The organism is Solimonas soli DSM 21787 (assembly GCF_000474945.1).
In the GTDB taxonomy this organism is placed as follows: domain Bacteria; phylum Pseudomonadota; class Gammaproteobacteria; order Nevskiales; family Nevskiaceae; genus Solimonas; species Solimonas soli.
On sequence record NZ_AXDW01000018.1, the window covers coordinates 64,468 to 89,725 of the forward strand.

At 69.2% G+C, this 25,258-nt stretch carries 21 protein-coding genes; 11 read left to right on the forward strand and 10 right to left on the reverse strand.

The annotated features are described in order from the left end of the window. Positions 1 to 61 precede the first annotated feature (61 nt). From K344_RS0110120 to K344_RS0110130, 3 genes are read left to right on the forward strand one after another with little or no spacing between them, the layout of a single operon-like run. Entirely contained in the window at positions 62 to 2,290 is a 2,229-nt protein-coding gene (locus K344_RS0110120) for a molybdopterin oxidoreductase family protein (protein ID WP_028080574.1), read from the forward strand. After that, complete coding sequence (locus tag K344_RS23030; RefSeq protein ID WP_051362104.1) at positions 2,287 to 2,757, forward strand: DUF2780 domain-containing protein; 471 nt, start codon at positions 2,287 to 2,289, stop codon at positions 2,755 to 2,757. The genes K344_RS0110120 and K344_RS23030 overlap by 4 nt, the downstream gene beginning before the upstream one ends. A 46-nt stretch (positions 2,758 to 2,803) precedes the next feature. Beyond that, positions 2,804 to 3,076: a hypothetical protein gene (locus K344_RS0110130; RefSeq protein ID WP_028080575.1), complete on the forward strand. Its 273-nt coding sequence runs from the start codon at positions 2,804 to 2,806 to the stop codon at positions 3,074 to 3,076. A 23-nt stretch (positions 3,077 to 3,099) separates the two neighbouring features. Here the strand turns inward: K344_RS0110130 and K344_RS0110135 are convergent, their stop codons facing one another. Genes K344_RS0110135 through K344_RS0110145 form a run of 3 tightly spaced genes read right to left on the reverse strand, consistent with a single transcriptional unit; the run spans position 3,100 to position 7,430 of the window. Then, complete coding sequence (locus K344_RS0110135) at positions 3,100 to 3,552, reverse strand: DUF3574 domain-containing protein (RefSeq protein WP_028080576.1); 453 nt, start codon at positions 3,550 to 3,552, stop codon at positions 3,100 to 3,102. A gap of 21 nt (positions 3,553 to 3,573) precedes the next feature. Further along, positions 3,574 to 4,932: an APC family permease gene (locus K344_RS0110140; protein WP_028080577.1), complete on the reverse strand. Its 1,359-nt coding sequence runs from the start codon at positions 4,930 to 4,932 to the stop codon at positions 3,574 to 3,576. A gap of 50 nt (positions 4,933 to 4,982) precedes the next feature. Then, the gene (locus K344_RS0110145; RefSeq protein WP_043114249.1) at positions 4,983 to 7,430 is read right to left on the reverse strand and encodes a TonB-dependent receptor plug domain-containing protein; all 2,448 of its coding nucleotides are present in this window, start codon (positions 7,428 to 7,430) and stop codon (positions 4,983 to 4,985) included. 189 nt (positions 7,431 to 7,619) lie between these two features. Here K344_RS0110145 and K344_RS0110150 point away from each other — a divergent pair, with 189 nt between their 5' ends. Further along, the gene (locus K344_RS0110150) at positions 7,620 to 8,108 is read left to right on the forward strand and encodes a DUF3574 domain-containing protein (RefSeq protein WP_245586183.1); all 489 of its coding nucleotides are present in this window, start codon (positions 7,620 to 7,622) and stop codon (positions 8,106 to 8,108) included. Between the two features lie 10 nt (positions 8,109 to 8,118). Further along, the gene (locus K344_RS21135; protein WP_043114251.1) at positions 8,119 to 9,687 is read left to right on the forward strand and encodes a permease; all 1,569 of its coding nucleotides are present in this window, start codon (positions 8,119 to 8,121) and stop codon (positions 9,685 to 9,687) included. A 224-nt stretch (positions 9,688 to 9,911) separates the two neighbouring features. Here K344_RS21135 and K344_RS0110160 read toward each other — a convergent pair whose 3' ends face one another. Next, positions 9,912 to 10,649: a 16S rRNA (uracil(1498)-N(3))-methyltransferase gene (locus tag K344_RS0110160; protein WP_028080580.1), complete on the reverse strand. Its 738-nt coding sequence runs from the start codon at positions 10,647 to 10,649 to the stop codon at positions 9,912 to 9,914. 154 nt (positions 10,650 to 10,803) lie between these two features. Between K344_RS0110160 and K344_RS21140 the strand changes: the two genes are divergently transcribed. After that, the gene (locus tag K344_RS21140; RefSeq protein WP_084197239.1) at positions 10,804 to 12,402 is read left to right on the forward strand and encodes a S41 family peptidase; all 1,599 of its coding nucleotides are present in this window, start codon (positions 10,804 to 10,806) and stop codon (positions 12,400 to 12,402) included. Between the two features lie 69 nt (positions 12,403 to 12,471). On the opposite strand, the gene K344_RS0110170 is transcribed toward K344_RS21140, so the two are convergent. Further along, entirely contained in the window at positions 12,472 to 13,410 is a 939-nt protein-coding gene (locus tag K344_RS0110170) for an AraC family transcriptional regulator (RefSeq protein WP_028080581.1), read from the reverse strand. Between the two features lie 177 nt (positions 13,411 to 13,587). Here K344_RS0110170 and K344_RS0110175 point away from each other — a divergent pair, with 177 nt between their 5' ends. Next, positions 13,588 to 14,592 carry an aldo/keto reductase gene (locus tag K344_RS0110175; protein WP_028080582.1) on the forward strand — a complete coding sequence of 335 codons (1,005 nt, stop codon included), beginning with the start codon at positions 13,588 to 13,590 and terminating at the stop codon, positions 14,590 to 14,592. Between the two features lie 75 nt (positions 14,593 to 14,667). Next, complete coding sequence (map, locus tag K344_RS0110180; RefSeq protein ID WP_028080583.1) at positions 14,668 to 15,414, forward strand: type I methionyl aminopeptidase; 747 nt, start codon at positions 14,668 to 14,670, stop codon at positions 15,412 to 15,414. 24 nt (positions 15,415 to 15,438) lie between these two features. On the opposite strand, the gene K344_RS0110185 is transcribed toward map, so the two are convergent. Beyond that, the gene (locus K344_RS0110185) at positions 15,439 to 16,833 is read right to left on the reverse strand and encodes an adenosylmethionine--8-amino-7-oxononanoate transaminase (protein ID WP_028080584.1); all 1,395 of its coding nucleotides are present in this window, start codon (positions 16,831 to 16,833) and stop codon (positions 15,439 to 15,441) included. 129 nt (positions 16,834 to 16,962) lie between these two features. Here K344_RS0110185 and K344_RS21145 point away from each other — a divergent pair, with 129 nt between their 5' ends. Next, on the forward strand, positions 16,963 to 17,820 hold the full coding sequence (locus K344_RS21145; protein WP_211234516.1) for a dioxygenase family protein: 858 nt from the start codon (positions 16,963 to 16,965) through the stop codon (positions 17,818 to 17,820). Here K344_RS21145 and argA read toward each other — a convergent pair. The 4 genes from argA to ilvD form a co-directional block, all read right to left on the reverse strand. Further along, positions 17,817 to 19,136 carry an amino-acid N-acetyltransferase gene (gene argA / locus K344_RS0110195; RefSeq protein WP_028080585.1) on the reverse strand — a complete coding sequence of 440 codons (1,320 nt, stop codon included), beginning with the start codon at positions 19,134 to 19,136 and terminating at the stop codon, positions 17,817 to 17,819. The genes K344_RS21145 and argA overlap by 4 nt on opposite strands. Before the next feature lie 524 nt (positions 19,137 to 19,660). Beyond that, positions 19,661 to 20,509, reverse strand: coding sequence for an S-formylglutathione hydrolase (gene fghA, locus K344_RS0110200; protein WP_028080586.1), 849 nt, complete (start codon positions 20,507 to 20,509; stop codon positions 19,661 to 19,663). Continuing rightward, positions 20,509 to 21,618 carry an S-(hydroxymethyl)glutathione dehydrogenase/class III alcohol dehydrogenase gene (locus K344_RS0110205; protein ID WP_028080587.1) on the reverse strand — a complete coding sequence of 370 codons (1,110 nt, stop codon included), beginning with the start codon at positions 21,616 to 21,618 and terminating at the stop codon, positions 20,509 to 20,511. Before K344_RS0110205 ends, fghA begins: the two co-directional genes overlap by 1 nt. 167 nt (positions 21,619 to 21,785) lie before the next feature. Beyond that, positions 21,786 to 23,630, reverse strand: coding sequence for a dihydroxy-acid dehydratase (gene ilvD, locus K344_RS0110210; protein WP_028080588.1), 1,845 nt, complete (start codon positions 23,628 to 23,630; stop codon positions 21,786 to 21,788). A gap of 104 nt (positions 23,631 to 23,734) precedes the next feature. On the opposite strand from ilvD, the gene K344_RS0110215 reads away from it, so the two are divergent. Both K344_RS0110215 and K344_RS0110220 read left to right on the forward strand, forming a co-directional pair. Then, a complete protein-coding gene (locus tag K344_RS0110215) occupies positions 23,735 to 24,643 on the forward strand; it encodes a LysR family transcriptional regulator (RefSeq protein WP_028080589.1) in 909 nt (302 codons plus the stop codon). Between the two features lie 48 nt (positions 24,644 to 24,691). Beyond that, positions 24,692 to 25,252 (forward strand): UPF0149 family protein, encoded by a 561-nt coding sequence (locus K344_RS0110220; protein ID WP_028080590.1) that lies wholly within the window; start codon positions 24,692 to 24,694, stop codon positions 25,250 to 25,252. Positions 25,253 to 25,258: the final 6 nt, after the last annotated feature.

A 25,258-nucleotide genomic window follows, 5' to 3' on the forward strand; every position in this document is an offset into this window, starting at 1 on the left:
CGCGCGGCGGCATGCGGCTATGATCCGGCATCAGCCAGGTCGGCCGGCGAGGAGAGCAAGCATGACCGAGCAGATTCACTACGGCGCCTGCAATCTCTGCGAGGCGATCTGCGGTCTCGAGTTCCACGTCGGGGACGGCCGCATCAAGGCGATCCGCGGCGACCAGCGCGACCCGCTGTCGCGCGGCCACATCTGCCCGAAGGCCGTCGCGCTGCAGGACCTGCACGAGGACCCGGACCGTCTGCGCAGGCCGCAGAAGCGCGTCGGCGGGCAGTGGCACGAAGTGGGCTGGGACGAGGCGCTGGACGAGGTCGCGGATCGCCTCGCCGCGGTCGCCCGCGCGCACGGCGGCAATGCGGTGGCCGGCTACCTCGGCAATCCGAGCGTGCACAACTGGGGCATCATGACGCACAGCGGCGCGCTGTTCGGCCCGCTGAAGACACGCAGCCGCTACTCGGCGACCTCGGTCGACCAGCTGCCGCACCAGCTCGTCAGTTACTGGCTGTACGGGCACCAGCTGCTGGTCGCCGTGCCGGACATCGACCGCAGCCAGTTCATCCTCATGCTCGGCGCCAATCCGATGGCGTCGAACGGCAGCCTGTGGACGGTGCCCGATTTCCGCAAGCGACTGAAGGCGATGCAGGCACGCGGCGGCAAGCTGGTGCTGATCGATCCGCGCCGCACGGAGACCGCCGAAGTCGCCGACGAGCATCACTTCATTCGCCCCGGTGCCGACGCGGCGCTGCTGCTCGCCCTGCTGCAGCTGCTGTTCGCGGAACAGCGCGTGAAGCCCGGACGTCTCGCCGATTTCACCGACGGACTCGAAGAAGCCGGCCGGCTCGTCGCGCCCTTCACGCCGGAGCGCGCCGCCGCCGTCAGCGGCATCGCCGCCGACGATATCCGCCGCCTCGCGCGCGAACTCGCGGCGGCACCGGCGGGCGCCGTCTACGGCCGCATGGGCGTGTCGACGCAGGCGCACGGCACGCTGTGCCAGTGGGCGATCGTCATGCTCAACATCGTCACCGGCAATCTCGATCGCGAGGGCGGCATGATGTTTGCGCATCCGGCGATGGACCTGATCAAGGGGCCGGGCAGCAAGCCCGGCCATTACGACGCCTGGCGCTCGCGCGTGCGCGGCCTGCCGGAATTCGGCGGCGAGCTGCCGGTCGCCGCGCTCGCCGAGGAAATCCTCACACCGGGCGCAGGGCAGATCCGCGCGCTGCTGACGATCGCCGGCAATCCGGTGCTGTCGACGCCCAACGGCCGCCGGCTCGAACAGGCGCTCGGCACGCTGGAGTTCATGGTTGCGATCGACTGCTATCGCAACGAGACCACGCGCTTCGCCGATTTCATCCTGCCGCCGACCGGCAGCCTCGAGCACGATCACTATGATCTGATCTTCCACCACTTCGCCATGCGCAACACCGCGAAGTACAGCCCGCCGCTGTTTCCGAAGCCGCCCGGCACGCTGCACGACTGGGAGATCTTCGCGGCGCTCGGCCGGCGCCTGCGCCAGCGCCTGCGGCCGCATGCCGGCAAGCCGCTGCTGAGGCGCTGGCAGGCGCAGCTGAGGGACGCGCTGCTGGCGCGCCTGACGCCGCAGCGTCTGCTCGACCAGGCCCTGAGGCGCGGGCCTTACGGCAAGCGCTCGCCGCTGCGGCTGTCGCTGAACAAGCTGCGCGCCGCGCCGCACGGCATCGATCTCGGCCCGCTGCGTGCGGCGCTGCCGCGGCGCCTGCACACGAAGGGCCGGCGCATCGCCGCGCTCAACGACGCGCTGCGCGCCGAGCTGCGGCGCTACGACGGCGCGCTCGCCGAACAGCAGGCGCGGGCGCCGCGCGAGGGCGAGCTGTGGCTGATCGGCCGCCGCCACGTGCGCAGCAACAATTCCTGGATGCACAACGCGCAGCGCCTCGTGAAGGGCAAGCCGCGTCATCAGCTGTTCATGCATCCGGACGATCTTGCCGGGCGCGGGCTGGCCGATGGCCAGACGGTGCGCATCGCCTCGCGCGTCGGCGAACTGGATGTCGAGGTGCAGGCGACGCCGGACATCATGCGCGGCGTGGTCTCGCTGCCGCACGGCTGGGGCCATGCGCGGCCCGGCGTGCAGGCGCGCATCGCCCGCGAGCACGCCGGGCAGAGCGTCAACGATCTCACCGACGAGCGCGAGCTCGACCGGCTGTCCGGCAACGCGGCGCTCAACGGCCTCAGCGTGCGCGTCGCCGCCGCGGGGCCATCGCGCGCCGCGCACGACGAGGTTGCCAACAACGAGCAAGGAGCAAGGGCATGAACGAGATCATCGACAAGCTGGCGAGCCAGTTCGGCATCGCACCGGCACAGGCGGAAAGCGCGGCGGGTGCGGTCCTCAAGTTCGTCCAGCACAAAGTCAGCAACGGCGACTTCCAGAAGCTCCTTGCCGCCGCGCCGCAGTTGCAGGCGTGGATCGCCAAGGCCGGTCAAGCGCCGGCGGCAGGCAGTGGCGGCGGTGGCCTGCTCGGCGAACTCGTCGGCGGCATTGCCAGCGGGCTCGGCGGTGAAGGCGGCATTGCCGGCGTGCTCGCCGCGCTGCAGAACGCCGGGCTCGATGGCGAAGGCGCCGCGCAGTTCGTGCCGGCGCTGATCCAGAAGCTTTCGGCGAACCTCGATCCGGCGCTCGTCGCCAAGGTGCTCGAACAGGTGCCGGCGGTGCAGTCGCTCGGCGGCGCCGGCGGGCTCGAAAAGCTCGGCAGCCTGCTGGGCGGTCTCGGCAAGATCTGAATCATGCAGGCTCACCGCGCTCGTCGCGCTGCCGCTCGCTGCAGGCGTGCAGGCCGGCACGAAGGGGCCGCTCGTCGGCGATAAGCCGGTGAGCTGGCATGGCGCGACGATCAAGCCTGGCGATGCCGAGGCGCAGGTGCGCAAGGCGACCGGGCGGTTATCCGAACAGCGCGCAGCCGCTCCAATCGGCGATCGCACCCCGGTCGGCGAGAGCTGGACCGATCCTGGCGACAAGGACGATCCGCGCGTGCTGCGCATCGAGTTCACGCGCGGCCGCGTATCGCGCGTGTGTGGACCGAGCCGATCGATCAATCCTTGAAGCCGGGCGCTGCTCCGCGCTGATCAGCGCGACGGCGTCAGCTGCCGGTTGTCGCGCACGCGTTCCTCGGTCCAGTCCGGGTCCGAGGCACGCACGGTTTCGGACGCGCGCAGCACCGAGTAGCCGAAGCGGGCCTTGAAGCGGCGGCTGATCTCGTCGAGCGCACGTTCGTTGTCGGCGTTGTCGGCATGCAGGACGATGACGATGCGCGACGACAGCTTTTCCGGCTTGCCGCTCGGTCCGCGCCACTGGCCATGCGCGTCGTACCAGCTCAGGCCGTCCGGAAACAGCGGCGTGACGACGGTCGCGAGAAAGTCATCCCATTGCGCGGCGTCCACCGAAGCGAAGTACAGCTCGCTGCGGATCATCGTGCGCACGACGGGCGTTGCGTCCGTCTGCGCGGCCGGCGTTGCCGCGTGCGCGGGAGCGAGGGCGGAGACGGCGACGAGCAGGGCGGCGAGCAGAGTGAGGCGCATCGTGCGAAGTCCGGACAGGGGTCAGGAAGAAGCGGCGCTCGCGCGCGTCGGCGGAATCAGCAGCGCGAGCAAGGCGACGCCGAGCAGCAGCACACCGACGCCGAGCAAGGCGCCGTAGCCCACGTAGGCGATGCTCGAATACAGCATGTACAGACACAGCGCGCAGAACAGCAGCGGCAGCAGCGGATACAGCGGCACCTTGACCGGGCGCGGGACTTCCGGGCGACGCACGCGCAGCACGATCAGCGCGAGGCTGCTCAGCGTGAGGAAGAACCAGTAGACCGGCGTCATGTATTCGACCATCGCGTTGAAGCCGCTCTGCGCGAAGCTGCCGAACAGCACGAGCAGCAGCGCGACGCCGGCTTCGGCGAGCACCGCGCGCGCCGGTACGCCGCGGCTGTCGTCCCAGCGGCCGAGCCGTTGCAGGGCCGGCACATCGCGTGCCGCCGCGAACGTGGTGCGCGCGCCGACGATCAGCGTCGAGTTGATGCTCGATACCGCGGCAATGCCGACGACGAAAACGATCAGCCACGCGCCGCCGGCACCGAAGGCGCGGCGCAGCAGATCGACGGCTGGGGCCTCGCTGCCCGCGAGCCCGGCGTCGCCGAGGCCGCGCACGAAAGCCCAGTTCACGGTGACATAAATCAGCAGCAAGGCCGCGAGGCTGCCGATCAGCGCGATGAACATGCCGCGCCGGCCATCGCGGATCTCGGTAGACAAAGTCGCCGCATCGCTCCAGCCGCCGAAGGCGAGGAACACATAGATCATCGCCGCCGACGCGCCGGCAATGCCGCCGGTCGGCGGCGGTGCCGGGGCCGCAGGCGCGACGTAGCCCTGCAGCTGCAGCCAGACGCCGGCCCCGACGATGCCGACGAAGCCAATCGTCAGCAGCGCGACGAGTGCCGCCTGCGTGAGAAAGCTGAAACGCACGCCGAGCAGATTGACGCCGGCGAGCACCACGATCAGCAGCGTGGCGACGATGTCCGAGCCATGTACGCCGAGCGACAGCAGCGTGGTCAGATGATCGGCGAACAGAAATGCGCTGAGCGCGATCCAGCCGGTGTGCATGACCGCGAAACGCGACCACGCGAACACGAAACCGAGCCGCGCGCCGTAGGCCGTGCGCAGGAAGTGATAGTCGCCGCCGGGATGCGGGAAGGCCGTCGCCATCTCGGCGAAGCACAACGCGCCGATCATCGACAGCAGGCCGCCGAGCACCCACAGCGGATAGACCAGCGCCGGACCGACGTTCTGCGCGACGGTCGGCGCGGTCTTGAGAATGTCGGTGGTGATGATCATGCCCAGCGTCATCAGCAGGGCATGGCCGACCGCCAGATGAGGACGCGGCCCGGAGGCCGCGTCGTCATCGTTGCCGCTCATGATGCGCCGCCCTTGCGGGACGGCGCAGGCACAGGCTTCATCGTGGCGTTTCAGAACGAGTAGTTGAGACGGCCATAGTAGTACGCGCCGTTCGAACCGATCGGCGACAGCACGTCGTACGGCAGGTTGTGGCCGTAGTTGATGTCGTCGTTCGAGCGTTCCGGATAGTTGTCGGTGAGGTTGTTGCCGCCGACCGCGAGCGAGAGCTGCGTGGTGATGTGGTACTCGACTTCGGCATCGAGCTGCCAGCGCGCGTTGTAGGTCTGCGTCGGGTGGAAGCCGTCGCCGAAATCGAACACGCGCGTGGTCGCACCCTGACGCGTGACGCGGCCGAGCAGGCCCCACTTCGCGTTGCGCCAGTCGCTGCTGAGGATCAGGCGGTCGCGCGGCGAGGCATCGGTCAGCGTGTTGCGTTCCTCGACGCCGACCAGCGCATCGTTGCCGACATCCGGCAGGATCGCCTGCAGCTGCGCCGGCGTCTGCTCGGTGCCGCGCACCTTGTTCTTGTTGTACGTGTACGCGGTGCTTGCGCCGAAGCGGCCGCCCCACAGCGTCTCGTGATAGTTCAGCACCAGCTCGGCGCCGTCGGTGCGCGTGTCGGCGGCATTGGTGAAGAAGTTGACGTACTGCACGCCGGATTCGCCGAAGTTGTCCTCGACGTACTGTTCCAGATGGCCTTCCTCGTCGCCGATGCGCGTCGACAGCGTGATGCGGTTGTCGACATCGATGTGATAGACATCGAGCGAGTAGTCGAAGTTGTCGCCGAGCTGGCCGGTGAAGCCGAGGCTGAAGTTGCGCGAGGTTTCCGGTTCGAGGTCCCTGGCACCGAGCGCGCGGGCGATCGGATCGTTGACCGACAGCACGCGGATGTCGACCAGCGTGCCGCCTTCGCCGAAGTTGCTCGTCGTGTGCTGGAAGCCGACCTGCGCGAGCGACGGTGCACGGAAGTTGTTCGACACGGCGCCGCGCAAGGCGAGTGCGCGGGCGAACTCGTAACGCGCGCTGAGCTTGCCGGTCAGCTTGCCGCCGGCGTCCTCGTAATGCTCGTAGCGCGCCGCGGCGTCGACGAAGAATTTATCGGCGACATCGCCGGACAGATCGAGATAGATCGCCTCGACATTGCGGTCGAGATTGACCGTCTCGCTCGGGCGCAGGCCGCTGCCGCCGACCGCGCCGGTGCCGTCGTAGGAGCTCTCGTCGCCGGGGCTGGTACGGTAGTTCTCGTAGCGGTATTCGCCGCCGAACGCGAGCAGGAAGCTGCGCGCGCCGAGCGCGAGATCGCGCGTGAAGTCGAGATTGGCGGTGGTCTGGCGCAGCTCGTAGTCGCCGGTCTTGAAGCTCAGCGGCGAGTCGGTGCCGAGCGATTCGTTCAGCGTGTCGCGCACGCCGGAGTCGAACTGGTTGCGGCCGTGCGTGAGGCTGAAGTCATAGCTCCAGGGCGTGCCGATGTGGCCGCGCAGGCCGGCGGTCGCGCCAATGTCCTGATTCTCGCCGAGCGTCTGCGGCAGGAAGCCGTCCGGATAGACGTCCGGCGCTTCGTCCGGGTAACGGTAGAAGTCGTAACCCGTGGTATCGCGATGGTTGTACGTCGCGAATGAATAGATCTCGCCGACGCTCACCGGCAGCGCGGCGTTGAACCACAGATTGACGTCGCGCGCCTCGCCGTCACCCATCGCGTAGTTGCGGTTGACGCCGGGCGGATCGTCGAAGTCGTCGAAGCCGGCGCGATTGGTCGGATTGCGGTGCTTGTACTCGGCGCCGACGCGCGCGTAGCCGCCGTCGTCGCCGAGCCGGGTGCCGATCTTGGCACCGGTGTAGACGTTCTGGCCGTCGGTGATGCTTTTGTCGATCGGGTCCTCGTGCGTGTGATAGCCGCCGTAGCTGGCGGCGATTTCGCCGCCGTCGCGGCCGTCATCGAGCACGACGTTGATGACGCCGGCGATTGCGTCCGACCCGTACTGCGCGCCGGCGCCGTCGCGCAGCACTTCGATGCGCTTGACGGCGTTGATCGGGATCGAGTTGAAATCGACCGGCGCCGTGCCGCGGCCGATCTTCGACGAGTCGTTGACGAGCGCCGAGGTGTGCCAGCGCTTGCCGTTGATCAGCACCAGCACCTGATCGGGCGAAAGCCCGCGCAGCTGCGCGGCACGCACGTGATCGGCGCCGCCGGAGTTCGACTGGCGCGGGAAGCTGAACGAGGGCAGCAGCACCTGCAGCGCCTGGCCGAGTTCGCCATTGACCGAACCGGCGGCCTGCAGATCCTGAGCGGTGATGACGTCGACCGGCACCGCCGAGTCGAGCACGGTGCGGTTCTTCGCGCGCGTGCCGGTGACGATGACCTGTTCGATCTCGGCATTGCCGGTGTCGGCCGCCGCGACATCGGTCGTCGCGGCAGGCGCTGCGTTATTGGCGGCGACCGTGTCGGTGGTCTGTGCAAGCGCAGGCAGGGCAACGACAAGCGCGGCGGCGCCGAGCAGCGCCACGGAAGGTGTTTTCACGATGCAGCTCCCAAGAACTTATGAATTGTTGTGCACGCATTAGCATTCGATCGGCAAGGGCATGTCAATGGATTGAAAAGTGATAGCGCTGACACGGCGGTGCCGGCGACCGGCTGCGATCGTTCGCCTAAACTGTGCGCACGCAGAGGCTGGCCATGCGCCGCCCGTCTTTTTTCCTGGGAGATGTCGATGATCCGCTCCATGCCGCGCGCCGGCCTCGCGCTGGCCACCACGTTCGTGCTCGCTGGCTGTCTTTACGGTCCGGGCGGTCCGTCGCCCGCGGCGCAGCCGTCGCTGACGACGACGGCCGCGACACTCTCCGGCGATGCCGCGCATCCGGCGAGCACGCAGAACTGGGTGCGCACGGAGCTGTACTTCGGCATCGGCTATGCCGATCAGCCGCAGCCCGGAATCAGCGAAGCCGAGTGGCGCGCGTTTCTCGATGCCGAAGTGACACCGCGCTTCCCGAGCGGCCTCAGCGTGTTCGACCTTTATGGCCAGTGGCAGGGCAAGTCGGAGCCCAGGCCCGAACGCCTGCGCTCGAAGCTGATCGTGCTGCTGCACGAGGACACGCCGGCGGCGCGCGCGGCGATCGACGCGATCCGCAGCGCCTGGAAGCAGAAGACCGGCGACCAGTCCGTGCTGCGCGTGACGCAGCCGGCCGACGTCTCGTTCTGAGCGGGCGGCGATGAAGCGCTTCGTCCGCGGTGATCTCGACGGCTTCTTCGGCCTCGCGCTCGACAACCTAATCCTGCTGCTGGTGCTGTCGGCGCTGTGCCGTTACGTGCTCGGCTTTCCCGACGCGCTGATCGCCGGCCGCATCCTGCCGGGCGCGGCGGTGTCGCTGCTGGTGGGCAATCTGTACTACGCGCATCAGGCACGCAGGCTCGCGCGCGACACCGCTCGCGACGACGTTTGCGCGCTGCCGTACGGGCTGAACGCGGTCACCGTGTTCGCCTTCGTGTTCCTCGTCATGCTGCCGGCCAAGCTCGCCGCCCAGGCCGCCGGCGCCGCCGATCCGGCGCGCGTCGCCTGGCAGGCCGGCCTGCTGGCCTGCTTCAGCTGCGGCGTCATCGAGTTCGCCGCCTCGTTCATCGTCGAGCGCATCCGCCGCGCGACGCCGCGCGCCGCGCTGCTGTCGACCCTCGCCGGCCTCGCGCTCGCCTTCATCTCGCTCGGCTTCCTGTTCCGCGCCTACGCGAATCCGGTCGTCGGCCTGACGACGCTGGGCGTGATCCTGCTCGGCTACTTCGGCCGCGTGCGCTTCCGCGGCGGCCTGCCGGTCGGGCTCGTGGCGGTGGCGCTCGGCACGGCGCTGGCGTGGGGAACGGGGCTGGCGCCGTCCGGCCCGCCGCCGGGCGCGCCGTCCCTGCATCTGCCGCTGCCGGTGATCGGGGATCTCATCGCCTCGTTCCGCGCCGACTTCGTCGTCAGCTACTTCGCGATCGTCGTGCCGATGGGCCTGTTCATCGTCGCCGGCTCGATGCAGAACCTCGAATCGGCCGAAGCGGCGGGCGATCGTTATCCCTCGCGGCCGTCGCTGGCCGTCAACGGCCTCGGCTCGATCGCCGCCGCCGTGTTCGGCTCGTGCTTTCCGACCACGCTCTACATCGGCCATCCGGGCTGGAAGGCGATGGGCGCCCGCGCCGGCTATTCGAGCGCGTCCGGCGTGTTTCTCGCGCTGCTCTGTTTCACCGGCACGCTGGCGCACGTCGCCTGGCTGATTCCGGTCGAGGCCGGCATGGCGATCCTGCTGTGGATCGGCATCGTCATGAGCGCGCAGGCCTTTCAGGCGACGCCGGCGCAGCACGCGCCGGCCGTCGTCATCGGCATCCTGCCGGGCCTCGCGACCTGGGGCGCGCTGATGGCCAAGGCCGGGCTGCACGTGGCGGGCCTCGGCCTGCCGGGCGGCGCGGCGTTCTCGGCCGAGCTGCTGCCGAAGTTTCTGCAGAGCGACGTGCACATCGCCGGTGCCTTCGCGCTGGAGCAGGGCGTGGTGTTCACGGCGATGATCCTGTCGGCGATGACGGTGGCGATCATCGAGCGCCGCTTCAATACCGCCGCGACCTGGTGCGGCATCGCCGCGCTGCTGTCGGCGACCGGCCTGATGCACGGCTATCAGTACGCCTTCGGCGACACGGTGCTCGCCCTGCGGCCGGCCTGGCCCTACGTGTCCGGCTACGCGCTGATGGCGCTGCTCTTCGTCGGCGCGCGGTGGCTGACGCTGCCGCAGGACGGCGTCCACGGCAGCCACTGAGCGGCACACGCGGGAAAAAGAGGCCCGGCGCCATTGAGGGGACACGCCGGGCCTGAAGTACACCCCAGGCGCCGTCGCTGCGGTCGCGGTAGTGCGCGGCCGGCGCGACGACAGGACCGGAGACGGGCGCCGCCGGGCGCGCCGGGCCGGTCGTCCTCTTTACGGACGCGCGCGGCGAACGGATGCAGGCGGGCGCGGCCGCGGCGGCGCGCCGGACGACGGCCTCAGCGCCAGTCGCCCCACATCGCCTGCAGCGCGGCGAGGGCGGCGACGCCGGCGGTCTCGGTGCGCAGCACGCGCGGCCCCATGCGGACGCCGATGTAGCCGGCGGCGCGCGCGCGCTCGAGTTCGTGATCGGACAGGCCGCCCTCCGGACCGACGAGCAGGGTCAGCGGGCCGTTCGGCGCCGGCAGCTGGTGCAGCGAATGGTGGGCGAGCGGATCGAGCGTCAGCCGCGTGCCGTGCGCGCCTTCCGCGTCGAACCACGCCGGCAGCGCGCTGATGTCGGCGACCGGCGGCACGGCGGTGCGCCCGGACTGTTCGCAGGCCGAGACGACGATGCCGCGCCAGTGCTCGAGCTTCTTGTCCCAGCGTTCGGCGTCGAGGCGCACGACGCTGCGCGAGGACAGCAGCGGCACGATGCGGGTGACGCCGAGCTCGACTGCTTTCTGCAACGTGTAATCCATGCGCTCGCCTTTCGACACGCATTGCGCCAGCGTCAGATCGAGCGGCGATTCGCGATCGACCTCGTCGAACGCCAGCAGCTTCGCGCTCGCTTCGCGCTTGCCGACCTCGACCAGCTCGGCGCGATATTCACCGCCGCGGCCGTCGAAGGCGATGAAGCTGTCGCCGGCGCGCAGACGCAGCACCTGCACGAGGTGGCGGAACGCGCCCTCCGGCAGGCGCAGGCTGGCGCCGCTGCGCAGTTCGGCGTCGCTGATGAAAATGCGGGAATCGGCCATCGGCGAAGGATAGCGGCGCGTCGGCGCGGGCGCACGAGACGCGACGGCGGTCACACCGCGGGAAAATCCGCACTTGCCGATGTCCACGTCGCGGCGGACACTCGAACGCGATCGCGCATGTCGCGCGCTTGCGTACCACCGGCAGGGGAGAGGCATGAAATCAGCACTTGACGCCGGAACGCCGCAAGGCCGGTTCTGGCGCTTCGCACTCGCGGGTGCCGTCGTGCTCGCGCTCCACGGCTGCGGCGGCGGCGGGGGTGACAATCCGTTCGGCAGCGACGGCGTCATCGACCCGGCACAGCCCGGCAGCACCGCCGGCCTGTCGATCTGGCAGAAACGCACCGCCGCGTCGGACCGCCTCGCCGCGCGCTGCGCGCAGCCGCGCAGCGGCACCGATCCCTACACCCACGAGGCGTATCCCGATGGCAAGGGTTCGCTCAACGACGAGAAGTACTGGCTGCGTACCTACATGGACGAAGTCTATTTCTGGTACGACGAGGTACCGTCGGTCGATGCGCGCCCATACGACGTTGCGCACCGCGGATCGGTGTTCGCGGCCCTCGACGGCTACTTCAACGCCTTGCTGACGCCCGGCGTCACGGCGTCGGGCAAGCTGGAGGATCAATTCAGCTTCACCTATCCGACCGCGGACTGGGAGGCGCTGTCGCAGGGCGGCGTCGAGATCGGTTACGGCCTGCAGTTCGCCGCCCTCTCGCGCAAGGTGCCGCGCGACTATCGCGTGGCCTACGTCGATCCCAAGGCTCCGACGGCCAACAAAGTCGTCGCGCGCGGCGCGCGCATCCTGACGATCGACGGCGTGAGCATCGACGCCACTGACGATCAGGGCCGCGATACCCTGAACGCGGGTCTGTTTCCGGCGGCCTCCGGCGAGCAGCATGCCTTCCGCGTGCTTGACGACGGAGCCGGCACGGCACGCGACGTCGTGTTGATGTCGGCACAGACCACATCGACGCCCGTGCAGAACGTGCACAGCGTGACGGTCGGCGGCACGAAAGTCGGCTACCTGCTGTTCAACGATCACATCGCGACCGCCGAAGGGCAGCTGATCGACGCCATCAACCAGCTGAAGGCCGACGGCGTCAGCGACCTCGTGCTCGACATCCGCTACAACGGCGGCGGCTATCTCGACATCGCCAGCGAACTGGCCTACATGATCGCCGGCTCATCCACGACTTCCGGCAAGGTGTTCGAGCGCCTGAGCTTCAACGACAAGAATCCGCTGGCGACCGACACGGCGTTCACGACGACGGGCTTCCACTCGACGTCGCAAGGCTTCGACGCTTCGGTTCCGGAGGGCACGGCACTGCCGCAACTCGGCCTCGGCCGCGTCTACGTGCTCATGGGGCCCGGCACCTGCTCGGCGAGCGAGGCGGTCATCAACGGCCTGCGCGGCGTCGACGTCGACGTGGTGCTGATCGGCGACACCAGCTGCGGCAAGCCGTATGGCTTCTTCGCGCAGGACAACTGCGGGCTGTCGTACTTCGCGATCGAGTTCGCCGGCGTCAACGCCAAGAATGTCGGCAACTACGCCGATGGCTTCGATCCGGACTGCGCGGTCGCCGATGACTTCTCGCACGCGCTCGGCGACACCAACGAGGCGCTGTTCGCCACGGCCCTGAATCTGCGCGCCGGCGGCACCTGCCCGGCCAGCGCCAAGCGCGCGGGCGGCGCGCCGCTGCAGCTGCTGCGTTCGCCGCTGCGCGAGAACGGTTTCCTGCGTCGTCCGAGCTAGTCGACCGCGCCATGCGAGGAACACGTCGGCCCGCGTCAGCGGGCCGACGTCATTGGGGCGGGCGCTTGCTCAGGCCGCCAGCGCGTTGCCGCGCAGGCGTTCGATCTCCTGCTTCGGCGGCGCGCCGAACAGGCGCTTGTACTCGCGGCTGAACTGCGAGGCGCTTTCGTAGCCGACGCGGTGCGCGGCGGCGTTGGCCTCCAGGCCCAGCGACAGCATCAGGCGGCGTGCCTCGTGCAGGCGCAGCTGTTTCTGGTACTGCAGGGGCGACATCGCCGTCACCGCCTTGAAATGATGATGCAGCGCCGAGGCGCTCATGCAGGCGGCGTCGGCGAGTTCATCGACGCGCAGCGTCTCCTGGAAGCGCGTGCGCAGCACGCGGATCGCGCGATGGATACGCTCGGCGCGGCTGTCCGCCGTCGCCAGTTCGCGCAGGCGGTGGCCGAGTTCGCCGACCAGCACGCGGTAGTAGATCTCGCGGATCGCCAGCGGCGCGAGCACCGGGGCGTCCTGCGGCGTGTCGAGCAGGCGCATCAGGCGCAGCACGGTGTCGAGCAGCGGCGCCGTGGTGCGCGCCGAGTACAGGCCGCGGTCGATGCCGGCGCCGGCCGCGGCGCGCGCATCCGTTTCCAGCATCAGCGCGCCGATGTCGCGCGGATCGACCGACAGGCGCAGGCAGAGATAGGGCTTGTCGGGCGAGGCCTCGATGATCTGCCCGACCACCGGCAGCGTCACCGAGACGACGAGGTAGTTCAGCGGGTCGTAGACGAAGCGCTCGCCGTCGAGCAGGGCGTGCTTGCGGCCCTGGGCGACGACGCAGATCGCCGGGTCGTAGATCGACGGCGTGCACTGCGTCGTCGAACTGGCGCGCAACAGCTGCAGCGGTGCGATCGCCGTGTCGTGCATGCCGTCCGACGGCGTCAATCGGGCAATCCGGTCGGCGAGTTCGGTGCGCGGGGCGGCGAGCGGATCGGCTTCGTCGGCGGCGGCAAAGACCCTGGTCATCATGGTTTTCCGGGGGACGAAAAGTTCAGGATCACTATACGCGCGCGTGCGCGCGCGGCAGGGGGCGTCTGGAGAATCGGGCAAGCATCGGACAGCAATCCGCTAATGCCGGTTCGGCGCCCGGGCCTAAGCTGGCCCGGTCACGCGGCAGCGCCGCGTTTTCCCCACACAGGAGCTTTCATGACGACGACCCTGCCGCAACGCCGCCTCGGCCGCAACGGTCCGCTGCTGTCGGCGATCGGCCTCGGCTGCATGGGCATGTCCGATTTCTACGGCAAGCGCGACGAAGAAGAGTCGCTGGCGACGATCGCGCACGCCCTGGACCGCGGCCTGAACTTTCTCGACACCGCCGACATGTACGGGCCGTACCTCAACGAGCAACTGGTCGGCCGCGCGATCAAGGGGCGCCGGCACGAGGTCTTCATCGCCACCAAGTTCGGCATCGTGCGCGATCCGCACGATCCGGCGGCGCGCGGCTTCAACGGCCGGCCGGAGTATGTGCGCACGTCCGTCGAGGGCAGCCTGAGGCGACTCGGCGTCGAGCACATCGATCTGTACTACCAGCATCGCGTCGACCGGAGCGTGCCGATCGAGGACACCGTCGGCGCCATGGCCGATCTCGTGCGCGCCGGCAAGGTGCGCTGGCTCGGCCTGTCGGAAGCCTCGGCGGCCACGCTCGAACGTGCGTGCAAGGTGCATCCGATCGCCGCGCTGCAGAGCGAATACTCGCTGTGGACACGCGACATCGAAGCGTCCGGCGCACTGGCGATGTGCCGCAGGCTGGGCGTGGCGCTGGTGCCGTACAGCCCGCTCGGGCGCGGCTTCCTGACCGGCGCGATCAGGTCGCCGGCCGATTTCGATGCCGACGACTATCGCCGCCACAGTCCGCGCTTCCAGGGCGAGAACTTCACGCGCAATCTCGAACTGGTCGCGCAGGTCGAGGCGCTCGCCGCCGCGCGTGGCTGCACGCCGGCGCAGCTGGCGCTGGCCTGGGTGCTCGCGCAGGGCGATGACATCCTGCCGATCCCGGGAACCAAGCGTCGCCGGTATCTCGACGAGAACATCGGCGCCTTGTCGGTGACGCTGGACGCCGAGGACCTCGCGGCCCTCGATGCCGTGTTCCCGGCCGGCGCCGCCGCCGGCGCGCGCTATCCGCAGGCGATGATGAGCGGCGTCAATGGCTGAGCGGTGCGCGGCGCGCGCGAACGCTGATGATCGCCGCATGCGCCGGCCATCGCCGGCTTGCGCGAGCTCTGCCTGATGACCATCGAGAACGAATCCGACATCGTCGCGCTGCGGCGGATCGGCGGCATCGTGTCGTCCGTGCTCGGCGCCATGCTGGCCGCCGTCGAGCCGGGCATGAGCACGCGCGAACTGGATGCGCTCGGCGGGCGCCTGCTCGCCGCCAGCGGCGCGCGTTCGGCGCCGCGGCTCAGCTACGGATTTCCCGGCGACACCTGCATCAGCATCAACGAGGAGGCGGCGCATGGCGTGCCGGGGCCGCGCGTGATCCGCGCCGGCGACCTCGTCAACGTCGATGTCTCCGCCGAACTCGACGGCTATTTCGCCGACACCGGCGGCACCGTGATCGTGCCGCCGGCTTCGCCGCTCAAGACACGGCTGTGCCATGCCACGCGCACGGCGCTGTCGTCGGCGTTGCGCGTGGCGCGCGACGGGCAGCCGCTCAATGCGATCGGTGCCGCGATCGAGCGGGTCGCCGGCCAGTACGGCTTGCGCATCATCGAGAATCTCTGCAGCCATGGCGTCGGCCGCGCCCTGCACGAGGAGCCGACCGAGATCCTCGGCTTTCATGACCGGCGCGACCGCCGCGTGCTGAAGGCGGGCATGGTCATCACCATCGAGCCCTTCCTGTCGACGCGCAGCCGTCAGGTGCGCGAGGCCGGCGACGGCTGGACGCTGCTCGCCGCGCCCGGCAACCTGTCGGCGCAGTACGAGCACACGCTGATCGTCACGCGCGGCGCGCCGATCGTCGTCACCGTGCACTGAGCGGCACGGCGCGGGCGCCCGCATTCAGTCGCGCACGGCGCGGCGGATGCCTTCGGTCGCCACCTGGCACATCTTCTCGACTTCCTGCGGCGTGATCACGTAGGGCGGCATGAAATAGACGACGTTGCCGAGCGGGCGCAGCAGCACGCCCTGTTCGAGCGCGTAGTTGTAGACGCGCAGGCCGCGGCGTTCGGCGGCCGGGAACGCTTCCTTGGTGCGAATGTTCTTCGCCATCTCGATCGCCAGCACCATGCCCTGCTGGCGCACCTCGGCGACGTGCGGCAGCTGGCGCAGCTCGTCGGTGCGCGCCCAGATCAGCTGCGAGAGCAGGCGGTTGGTCGCCAGTGCCTTGCTCTCCTCGAACAGATCGAGCGTCGCCAGCGCCGCCCGGCAGGCCAGCGGATTGCCGGTGTACGAGTGCGAGTGCAGGAAGGCCTTGCCCTCGCGGTACTCGGCCCAGAATGCCTCGTAGATGCTCTCGCGGGTCAGCGTCACCGCCAGCGGCAGCGTGCCGCCGGTGAGGCCCTTCGACAGGCACATGAAGTCCGGCGTGATGCCCGGCTGCGCGTCCTCGTCGTGACGCGGCGGCGGTGCCCAGTCGCAGGCCCACATGCGGCCGGTGCGGCCGAAGCCGACGGCGATCTCGTCGGCGATCAGGTGCACGCCGTGGCGGTCGCAGGCCTCGCGCAGCAGCGTGAGATACAGCGGGTGATACATGCGCATGCCGCCGGCGCACTGGATCAGCGGCTCGATGATCACCGCGCAGACTTCGTCGGCGTGTTTCCCGAGCGCCTGTTCCATGTGCCAGAACTGGCGGCGCGTGTAGTCCTCCCAGCTCTCTCCCGCGCCGCGCGGATAGCAGTCCGGCGAGGGTACGTGGATCGGCTGCAGCAGCAGCGGCGCATAGGTGTCGCGATACATGCTCGGCCCGCCGACCGCGAGCGCGCCGAGCGTCTCGCCGTGGTAGCCGTTGTCGAGCGCGATGAAGCGCGTCTTCTTCGTCTTGCCGACATTGCGCCAGTAGTGGAAGCTCATCTTCAGCGCGACCTCGACCGCCGCCGAGCCGTTGTCGGCGAAGAAGCAGCGGTTCAGGCCCGGCGGCGCCAGCCGCAGCAGACGCTCCGCGAGCTCGACGGCGGGCGCGTGCGTGAAGCCGGCGAAGATGACGTGGTCGAGGGTGTCGAGCTGGTCCTTGAGCGCCGCGACGATCGCCGGATGGCGATGCCCGAAGATGTTGGTCCACCAGGAACTGACCGCATCGAGATAGCGCTTGCCTTCGAAGTCCTCGAGCCAGGCACCCTCGGCGCGGGCGACCGGGATCAAGGGCATTTCCGGCGCGCTGCCCGCGTGGTCGCGCATCTGCGTGCAGGGGTGCCAGACGTGGGCGAGGGAGCGTTGTTTCCAGTCTTGGTTGTTCATGCCCGGGGCTGACGGCGGCGCCAGCTTTGTTGCGGCTTGTGGAATGTGGTTTGCGATTGTAACGGCGATGCGGTTTGGCCGGTTTTTGCACCTACGCTGTGCGCATCATCACTCGCCGAGGTGCGCCAGATGGTCAGGATTCCCTTCGCTGAAAAGCCTCTGCATCGTCGTGCCGCGCTGGCCACGATCGGCGGCGCACTCGGTGCGCTCGTGCTGGTCGCCTGCGGCGGCTCGGGCGGCGACGACGGCACTTCATCGGACGCCGGTTCCGCTTCCGGATCGGGTTCGGACGGCGACGCCGCCGCCAGCTGCAGCAGCTACGATCCCGAGGAGACGCAGGGTCCGTATCCGGCCGACGGCTCGACATCGGCCAACGCGCTCACCGCATACGGCGACGAGATCGTGCGCAGCGACATTCGCACCAGCGTCTCGGCTTCCGGCGCCACCGGCACCGATGCGACCGGCGTGCTGCTGGAACTCACGCTGACGCTCGCCGATTATGACAACGACTGCACGCCGATGGCCGACTACTGGATCTACATCTGGCACTGCGACCATGCCGGCGACTATTCGCTCTACTCGAGCGGCGTGACCGGCGAGAACTATCTGCGCGGCGTGCAGCAGACGGACGCCAACGGGCAGGTGAAGTTCATCACCTACTTCCCCGCCTGCTACAGCGGCCGCTGGCCGCACATCCACGTCGAGATCTACGACGCCACCAGCACGCATCCGACGACCCGGAACAAGAACCTGCTGCGCACCACGCAGCTGTGCATGCCGGAGGACATCTGCAAGACGGTATACAGCGGCTCCAGCCTGTACAGCGGCAGCAGCTCGAACCTGTCGCAGGTTTCGCTCGCTTCCGACAACGTGTTCGGCGACAACACCGACGCGCAGATCACCCTGGAAACGCCGAGCTTCTCGGGCAGCGTCAGCGAGGGTTACACGGCGACGGCGACGCTGGCCTACTCGGCGACGAAGTCCTAGGCGAGGTCTTTGACCAGCACCAGCGAGTTGCGCTGGTAGTTGTAGAGGCGCTGCTTCTGCGTCGGCAGTTCGTCGGGCGAGGCCTTGTTGAAGCCGTGCTCGATGAACCAGTGCGGCGTGTGCGTGGTCAGGCTGAACAGTTTCTTCAGGCCCAGCGCGCGCGCTTCGCTCTCGACGCGCTTGAGCAGCGCGGCGGCACGGCCGGCACGGCGATACTCGGGATGCACGGCGACGCAGGCGAGCTCGCCCATGCCGTTCTGCGGGAACGGGAACAGCGCGCAGCAGGCGATGACCAGGCCGTCGCGGACGATGACGTTGAAGTGCTGGATGTCGAGTTCGAGCTGCTCGCGCGAGCGCGGCACCAGCACGCCCTGCTGTTCGAGCGGCTGGATCAGCGCCAGCACGCCGCCGACGTCCTCGATCGTCGCGTCGCGCGTCGCTTCGTAGTCGGCGTCCGAGTACAGCATCAGGCCGACACCGTCGCGCGTGTACAGCTCGCGCAGCAGGGCGCCGTCGTCGTGGCCGACGAGGTGGATGCGCTTGACGCCGCCCTTGGTCGCGGCGAGCGCGGCCTGCAGGTAGCTGCGGTCGACCGGCGTCAGCGTTTCGCTTTCGAGCAGCTTCTCGCCCTCGGCCCATGACAGCTGGCCGACGTCGCCGGTGCCGTCGGCGAGCTTCCACTGGTCCGGATCGGTCGGCGTGACGAACACCAGCTTGTCGGCGCCCATCGCCACGGCGACCGCGGTCGCGAGGTCCTCGGCGCGCAGGTTGAAGGTCTCGCCGGTCGGCGAGTAGCCGATCGGCGACAGCAGGGCGATGCGGTCCTGCGCCAGGACGTGATGGATCGTCTCGGTGTCGACGCGGCGCACTTCGCCGGTGAACTGGTGGTCGACGCCGCCGCGCACGCCGACCGGCCGCGCGGTGATCCAGTTGCCGCCGGACACGCGCAGGCGCGCGCCGCCCATCGGCGTCGAGGCCAGCGAGGTCGACAGCCGCGCCTCGATGTCCATGCGCACGGTGCCGGCCGCGGCCTTGGCGCAGTCCAGCGCGGCGCGGTCGGTGACGCGCACGTTGTCGACGAACTGCGGCGTCAGGCCGCGTGCCTTGAGCATGGCGTCGATCTGCGGGCGGATGCCGTGCACGAGGATCAGCTTGACGCCGAGGCTGTGCAGCAGGGCGATGTCGTAGATCAGCGAATCGAAATCCGCGCGCTCGGCCGCCTCGCCGCCGAAGGCGATGACGAACACGCGGCCGTTGTGCGCATGCACATACGGCGCGCAACCGCGCAGCACGGAGACGAAGTCGGACGGGTTCATGCGCGAATTATAAGGGCCGCACGTCGCGCCGAGGCGCGGACCGCACTTTGCCAAGAGCGCTTCCCCGGATCGCCAGGGTTTTCGCCATGCCGCAGCACCCGACCGCTCGATGGAGATGCCGATGACGCAAGCCCCGACCCACTGCATCCCTGGTCCTTTCGAGGTCAAGCTCGGCGCGCAGCCGTCGCTGATGATCAGCGTCGTGCCGGACACCGGCACCGAACAACTGACGGGCTGCGCGGCACGATGCGCATCGTCATCGAGCCGGGCGGCCAGCATTTCTGCGAATTCGAGTACACGCTGCCGGCACCATTGCGAGGCCCCACCGACGAAGAGAAAGGGGGTGCATCCTGCACCCCCTTTCCGACAGCGCCCTCGGCGCTTCAGGGATTGGAACCGGCGGCGCTGTCATCGAGCGGCGACGTTCCCTCCGGAGATCAATGTCGCGATCGACGTGCCGCAGCGTAGCGGGAGCGCCCTCGAGGCTCATCCCGCGCGCGGGTGATGGCGATGGTCGCGCTGCCTCAGCGTGCCAGCGTGGCGGCGTGATGAAGCAGATGGTCGGCGACGAAGCTCTGGATGAACCAGTAGCTGTGGTCGTAGCCGGCGTGGCGGCGCAGGCGCAGCGCCTGGCCCGATGCCGCGGCCGCCGCTTCCAGTGTCTGCGGACGCAATTCGCGCTCGAGAAAGGCATCGGCCTCGCCCTGGTCGACGAGGATTTCGCGCGGATACGGGCGCTCGCGCATCAGCACGCTGGCGTCCCATGCGTTCCAGCGGCTGCGGTCGTCGCCGAGATAGCGCGTGAACGCTTTCTGGCCCCAGGGCACGGCGATGGGGTTGCTGATCGGCGCGAACGCCGACACCGAGTGCCAGCGTTGCGGATGGCGCAGCGCGGTGACCAGCGCGCCGTGGCCGCCCATCGAATGACCGAAGATGCCGCGCACGTCGCGGCGCGCCGGGAAGTGCGCCTCGATGATCTCCGGCAGTTCGCTGTCGATGTACGAGCCCATGCGGTAATGCGCGGCCCAGGGCGAGGCGCTCGCGTCGAGGTAGAAGCCGGCGCCGACGCCGAAGTCCCAGTGCTCGCGATCGCCCGGCAGCTCGACGCCGCGCGGGCTGGTGTCGCAGGCGACCAGCATCAGGCCCAACTCGGCAGCGTAACGCTGCGCGCCGGCTTTGATCATGAAGGTCTCGTCCGTGCAGCTCAGGCCGGCGAGGAAATACAGCGCCGGTACCGCGCCGCTTTTCGCCTGCGGCGGCTGGAAGACCGCGAAGTTCATCGTCGTGCCGGTCTGTGCCGAGGCGTGCGAGTAGAAACCCTGCACGCCGCCGCAGCAGGCGTGCGCGCTGCGCGTGGCGATGGTCGGCGTCATCAATAGACCACCACGCTGCGGATCGATTCGCCGCGTGTCATGAGATCGAAGCCTTCGTTGATCCGTTCGAGCGGCAGCACGTGCGTGATCATCGGGTCGATCGCGATCCTGCCGTCCATGTACCAGTCGACGATCTTCGGCACGTCGGTGCGGCCGCGCGCGCCGCCGAAGGCCGAGCCCTGCCAGCGGCGGCCGGTGACGAGCTGGAACGGCCGCGTGCTGATTTCCTGGCCTGCTGCTGCGACACCAATGATCGTGCTGACGCCCCAGCCGCGATGGCAGCATTCCAGCGCCTGGCGCATGAGGGTCGTGTTGCCGACGCACTCGAAGCTGTAGTCGGCGCCGCCGCCGGTCAGCTCGACGAGGTGCGCGACCAGATCGCCTTCGATCTCTTTCGGATTGACGAAGTGCGTCATGCCGAAGGCGCGCGCCATGGTCTCGCGCGCCGGGTTGACGTCGACGCCGATGATCTTGTCGGCGCCGACCATCCTGGCGCCCTGGATGACGTTGAGGCCGATGCCGCCGAGGCCGAAGACGACGACGTTGGCGCCGGCCTCGACCTTGGCGGTGAACAGCACCGCGCCGATGCCGGTCGTAACGCCGCAGCCGATGTAGCAGACCTTGTCGAACGGCGCGTCGTCGCGGATCTTCGCCAGCGCGATCTCCGGCATCACCGTGTAGTTGGCGAACGTGCTGCAGCCCATGTAGTGATGGATCGGCTTGCCCTGAAAGCTGAAACGCGAGCTGCCGTCCGGCATCAGGCCCTTGCCCTGCGTGGCGCGGATCGCCGTGCAGAGGTTGGTCTTGCGCGAGGTGCAGCTCTTGCACTCGCGGCATTCCGGCGTGTACAGCGGGATGACGTGATCGCCTTTCTTCAGCGTCTTCACGCCGGGGCCGACGTCGACGACCACGCCCGCGCCCTCATGACCGAGGATGCTCGGGAACAGGCCTTCGGGGTCGGCGCCCGACAGCGTGTACTTGTCGGTGTGACAGATGCCGGTAGCCTTGAGTTCGACGAGCACCTCGCCGGCCTTCGGGCCGTCGAGCTGCACGGTTTCGATGACGAGGGGCTGGCCGGCTTCGAAGGCGACGGCGGCGCGGACGTCCATGGAAATTCCTCGGATGCGGGCGCGGCGACAAGGGCCGCGGCGGGAAGGTCAGGCCGCGATCGTGCCGCGCGCGGTCGCGCAGTGCAAACGAGATCCGCCTCGCCGGCGGGCGCAACGAAGAAAGGCGCGATCGACGCGCCTTTCCGTTGCCGCGCGCAACGCGAGCCTCAGTCGAGCAGGCCGAGATCGCGCACCGCGCCGCGGTCGGCACTGGTCGTCAGCTTGGCGTAGGCCTTCAGCGCCGTGCTGACCTTGCGCGGGCGCGGCGCCGCCGGCTTCCAGCCCTTTGCCGATTGTGCGGCGCGGCGCCTGGCGAGCTCCTCGTCGCTGACGGCGATGTGGATCGTGCGGTTCGGAATGTCGATCTCGATGCGGTCGCCGTCCTGCACGAGGCCGATGTTGCCGCCTTCGGCGGCTTCCGGCGAGACGTGGCCGATCGACAGGCCCGAGGTGCCGCCGGAGAAGCGGCCGTCGGTGACCAGCGCGCAGGCTTTGCCGAGACCCTTCGACTTCAGATAGCTGGTCGGGTAGAGCATCTCCTGCATGCCGGGGCCGCCGCGCGGGCCTTCGTAGCGGATCACCACGACGTCGCCTTCCTTCACCTTGCCGCCGAGGATCGCCTGCACGGCGTCGTCCTGGCTTTCGAGCACGACGGCCGGGCCGCTGAACTTGAGGATGCTGGCGTCGACGCCGGCGGTCTTGACGATGCAGCCGCGCTCGGCGAGGTTGCCGAACAGCACGGCAAGACCGCCGTCCTGGCTGTAGGCGTGCGCCTTGTCGCGGATGCAGCCCTTGCTGCGGTCGTCGTCGAGCGTGTCGTAGCGCGTTTCCTGCGAGAACGCCTGCGTGGTGCGGATGCCGGCCGGGCCGGCGCGGAAGAATTCGCGAACTTTCTCGTCGCGGCTCACGGCGATGTCCCACTGCTGCAGGGCCTGCGCCATCGTGCCGCTGTGCACGGTGTGCACCGCGCTGTCGAGCAGGCCGGCGCGATCGAGCTCGCCGAGGATGGCCATCACGCCGCCGGCGCGATGCACGTCCTCGAGATGGTGATGACTGCTTGGCGCGACCTTGCACAGGTTCGGCACTTTGCGTGACAGCCGGTCGATATCGGCCATCGTGAAATCGACTTCGCCTTCCTGCGCGGCGGCGAGCAGATGCAGCACGGTATTGGTCGAGCCGCCCATGGCGATGTCGAGCGTCATCGCGTTGTTGAAGGCCGCCTTGGTGGCGATGTTGCGCGGCAGCACCGAGGCGTCGTCCTCGACGTACCAGCGCCTGGCGAGCTGGACGGCGAGCGCGCCGGCGCGGCGGAACAGCGCCTCGCGATCGCGGTGCGTAGCAACCAGCGAGCCGTTGCCGGGCAGCGCGAGGCCCAGCGCCTCGGTGAGGCAGTTCATCGAGTTGGCGGTGAACATGCCCGAGCACGACCCGCAGGTCGGACAGGCCGAACGCTCGATCTGGTTGACGTCGGCGTCGGAGACCTTGTCGTCGGCGGCGGCGACCATCGCATCGACCAGATCGAGCGGGATCACCTTGTCGGAGTGCGCGAGCTTGGTCTTGCCGGCCTCCATCGGCCCGCCGGAGACGAACACGACCGGGATGTTGAGGCGCATCGCCGCCATCAGCATGCCGGGCGTGATCTTGTCGCAGTTGGAGATGCAGACCAGCGCGTCGGCGGTGTGCGCGTTGACCATGTACTCGACGCTGTCGGCGATGATGTCGCGCGAGGGCAGCGAGTACAGCATGCCGTCGTGGCCCATGGCGATGCCGTCGTCGACGGCGATGGTGTTGAACTCCTTGCCGACGCCGCCGGCCTTCTCGATCTCCTCGATCACCAGCTGGCCGAGATCCTTGAGGTGCACGTGGCCGGGCACGAACTGCGTGAACGAGTTGGCGACGGCGATGATCGGCTTTTCGAAGTCGCCGTCCTTCATGCCGGTGGCGCGCCACAGGGCGCGGGCACCGGCCATGTTGCGGCCGGCGGTGCTGGTGCGGGAGCGGTAGATCGGCATGACGCGATTCCTGGCGAAGCGGGCTTGGAAGGGCGCCATTGTGCTGCGCGCCGGCCATAGGGGCCAATACAATATCCACACGCTTGATATAGGACTTGCGAATAGTGGACCTGCGCCAGCTGCGCTATTTCGTGGCGATCGTCGAGGAGGGCAGCCTGTCGCGCGCGGCGGCGCGCCTGCACGTGTCGCAGCCGCCGCTGTCGACCCAGCTCAAGGCCCTGGAAGCCGAGATCGGCGCCACGCTGCTCGAACGCGGCAACCGCGGCGTCACGCCGACGGCGGCCGGCGCGGGTTTCTACGCGGAAGTGTGCGGCGTGCTGGCGCGCCTCGATCAGGCCAAGGCGCGCGCCCGGCAGGTGCACAGCGGCGAGGTCGGCATGCTCGCGATCGGCTTCGTGTCGATCGCCGACTACAGCCTCCTGCCGCCGGCGCTGAAGACGTTCCGCGCCCGCTATCCGCAGGTCGAGGTGCAACTGCAGGAGCTGACGACCGACGCGCAGATTCGCGAGCTGCGCGCCGGCCGTCTCGATCTGGCGATCGGCCTCGCGCCGGTTGACGAGCCGGACCTGGCGTTCAGCCGGCTGCGGCGCGAGGCCCTGGTGCTGGCGGCGCCGAACGGCCATCCCGCGCTGGCCGGCGAACAGGCGGTCGATCTGCGCACGCTCGCCAGGGCCAGCTTCATCGTGCCGCCGCGCGACATCGGCCCCGGTCTCTACGATCTCATCATCAGCCGCTGCCAGGCGGCCGGCTTCGCGCCGCGCATCACGCAGCGCGCGCGGCAGATGCAGACGGTGATCGGCCTGGTGTCGAGCGGCATGGGCATCGCGCTGGTGCCCGCGTCGGTGCAGAACCTCAAGCGCAGCGGCGTGCAGTACCGCGCGCTGCGCGGGCGGCCGGCGCAGATCGAACTCGGCGTCCTGTCGCGGCGCGGCGCCGGCAGCCCGCTGGTCCGGCACTTCGCCGAGACCCTGCGGCAGGTCGCGGTCGAGGACGAGGCGGCGGACCCGGCCTGAGCGTTCTCCGCAGCGGCCGTCGCGGGTCGCGGCGCCTATAATGCGCGAATGCCATCTTCGATCGCTTACGAACAACTTTCCGAGGCGCTCGCGCGCCTGGGCCGCGGCGACGATGCCGCCGAATATCACGGCGCGCTGTGCGGCGCGCTGAGCGTCGCCAAGCCGAACGACATCGATCTGCTGCGCCTCATCGAACATGGCGAGGCGGTGCCGAACGACGCCGAGGCGCGGCGCACGCTGGCGGCGCTGCGCGACGAGACCGTCGAGGCGCTGCAGGACAGCGAGATGCGCTTCGACCTGCTGCTGCCGGACGACGAGGTCGCGCTGGTGCCGCGCGTGCGCGCGCTGGTCGCCTGGTGCGAGGGCTTCCTCTACGGCCTCGCCAGCCGCCCGGGCGTGAAGCTCGACAAGCTCTCCGGGGACGCGCGCGAGATCGTCCGCGATCTCACCGAATTCACGCAGGCGGCGGTCGGCGACGACGACCCGGACATCGAGGAAGGCGCCTTCGCGGAACTGGTCGAGTACGTGCGCGTCGGCGCCCAGCTGCTGTACATGGAACTGCATCCGCGGCCGACGCTCGATCCGGCGGAATCGCAGCATCTGCACTGAACGTAT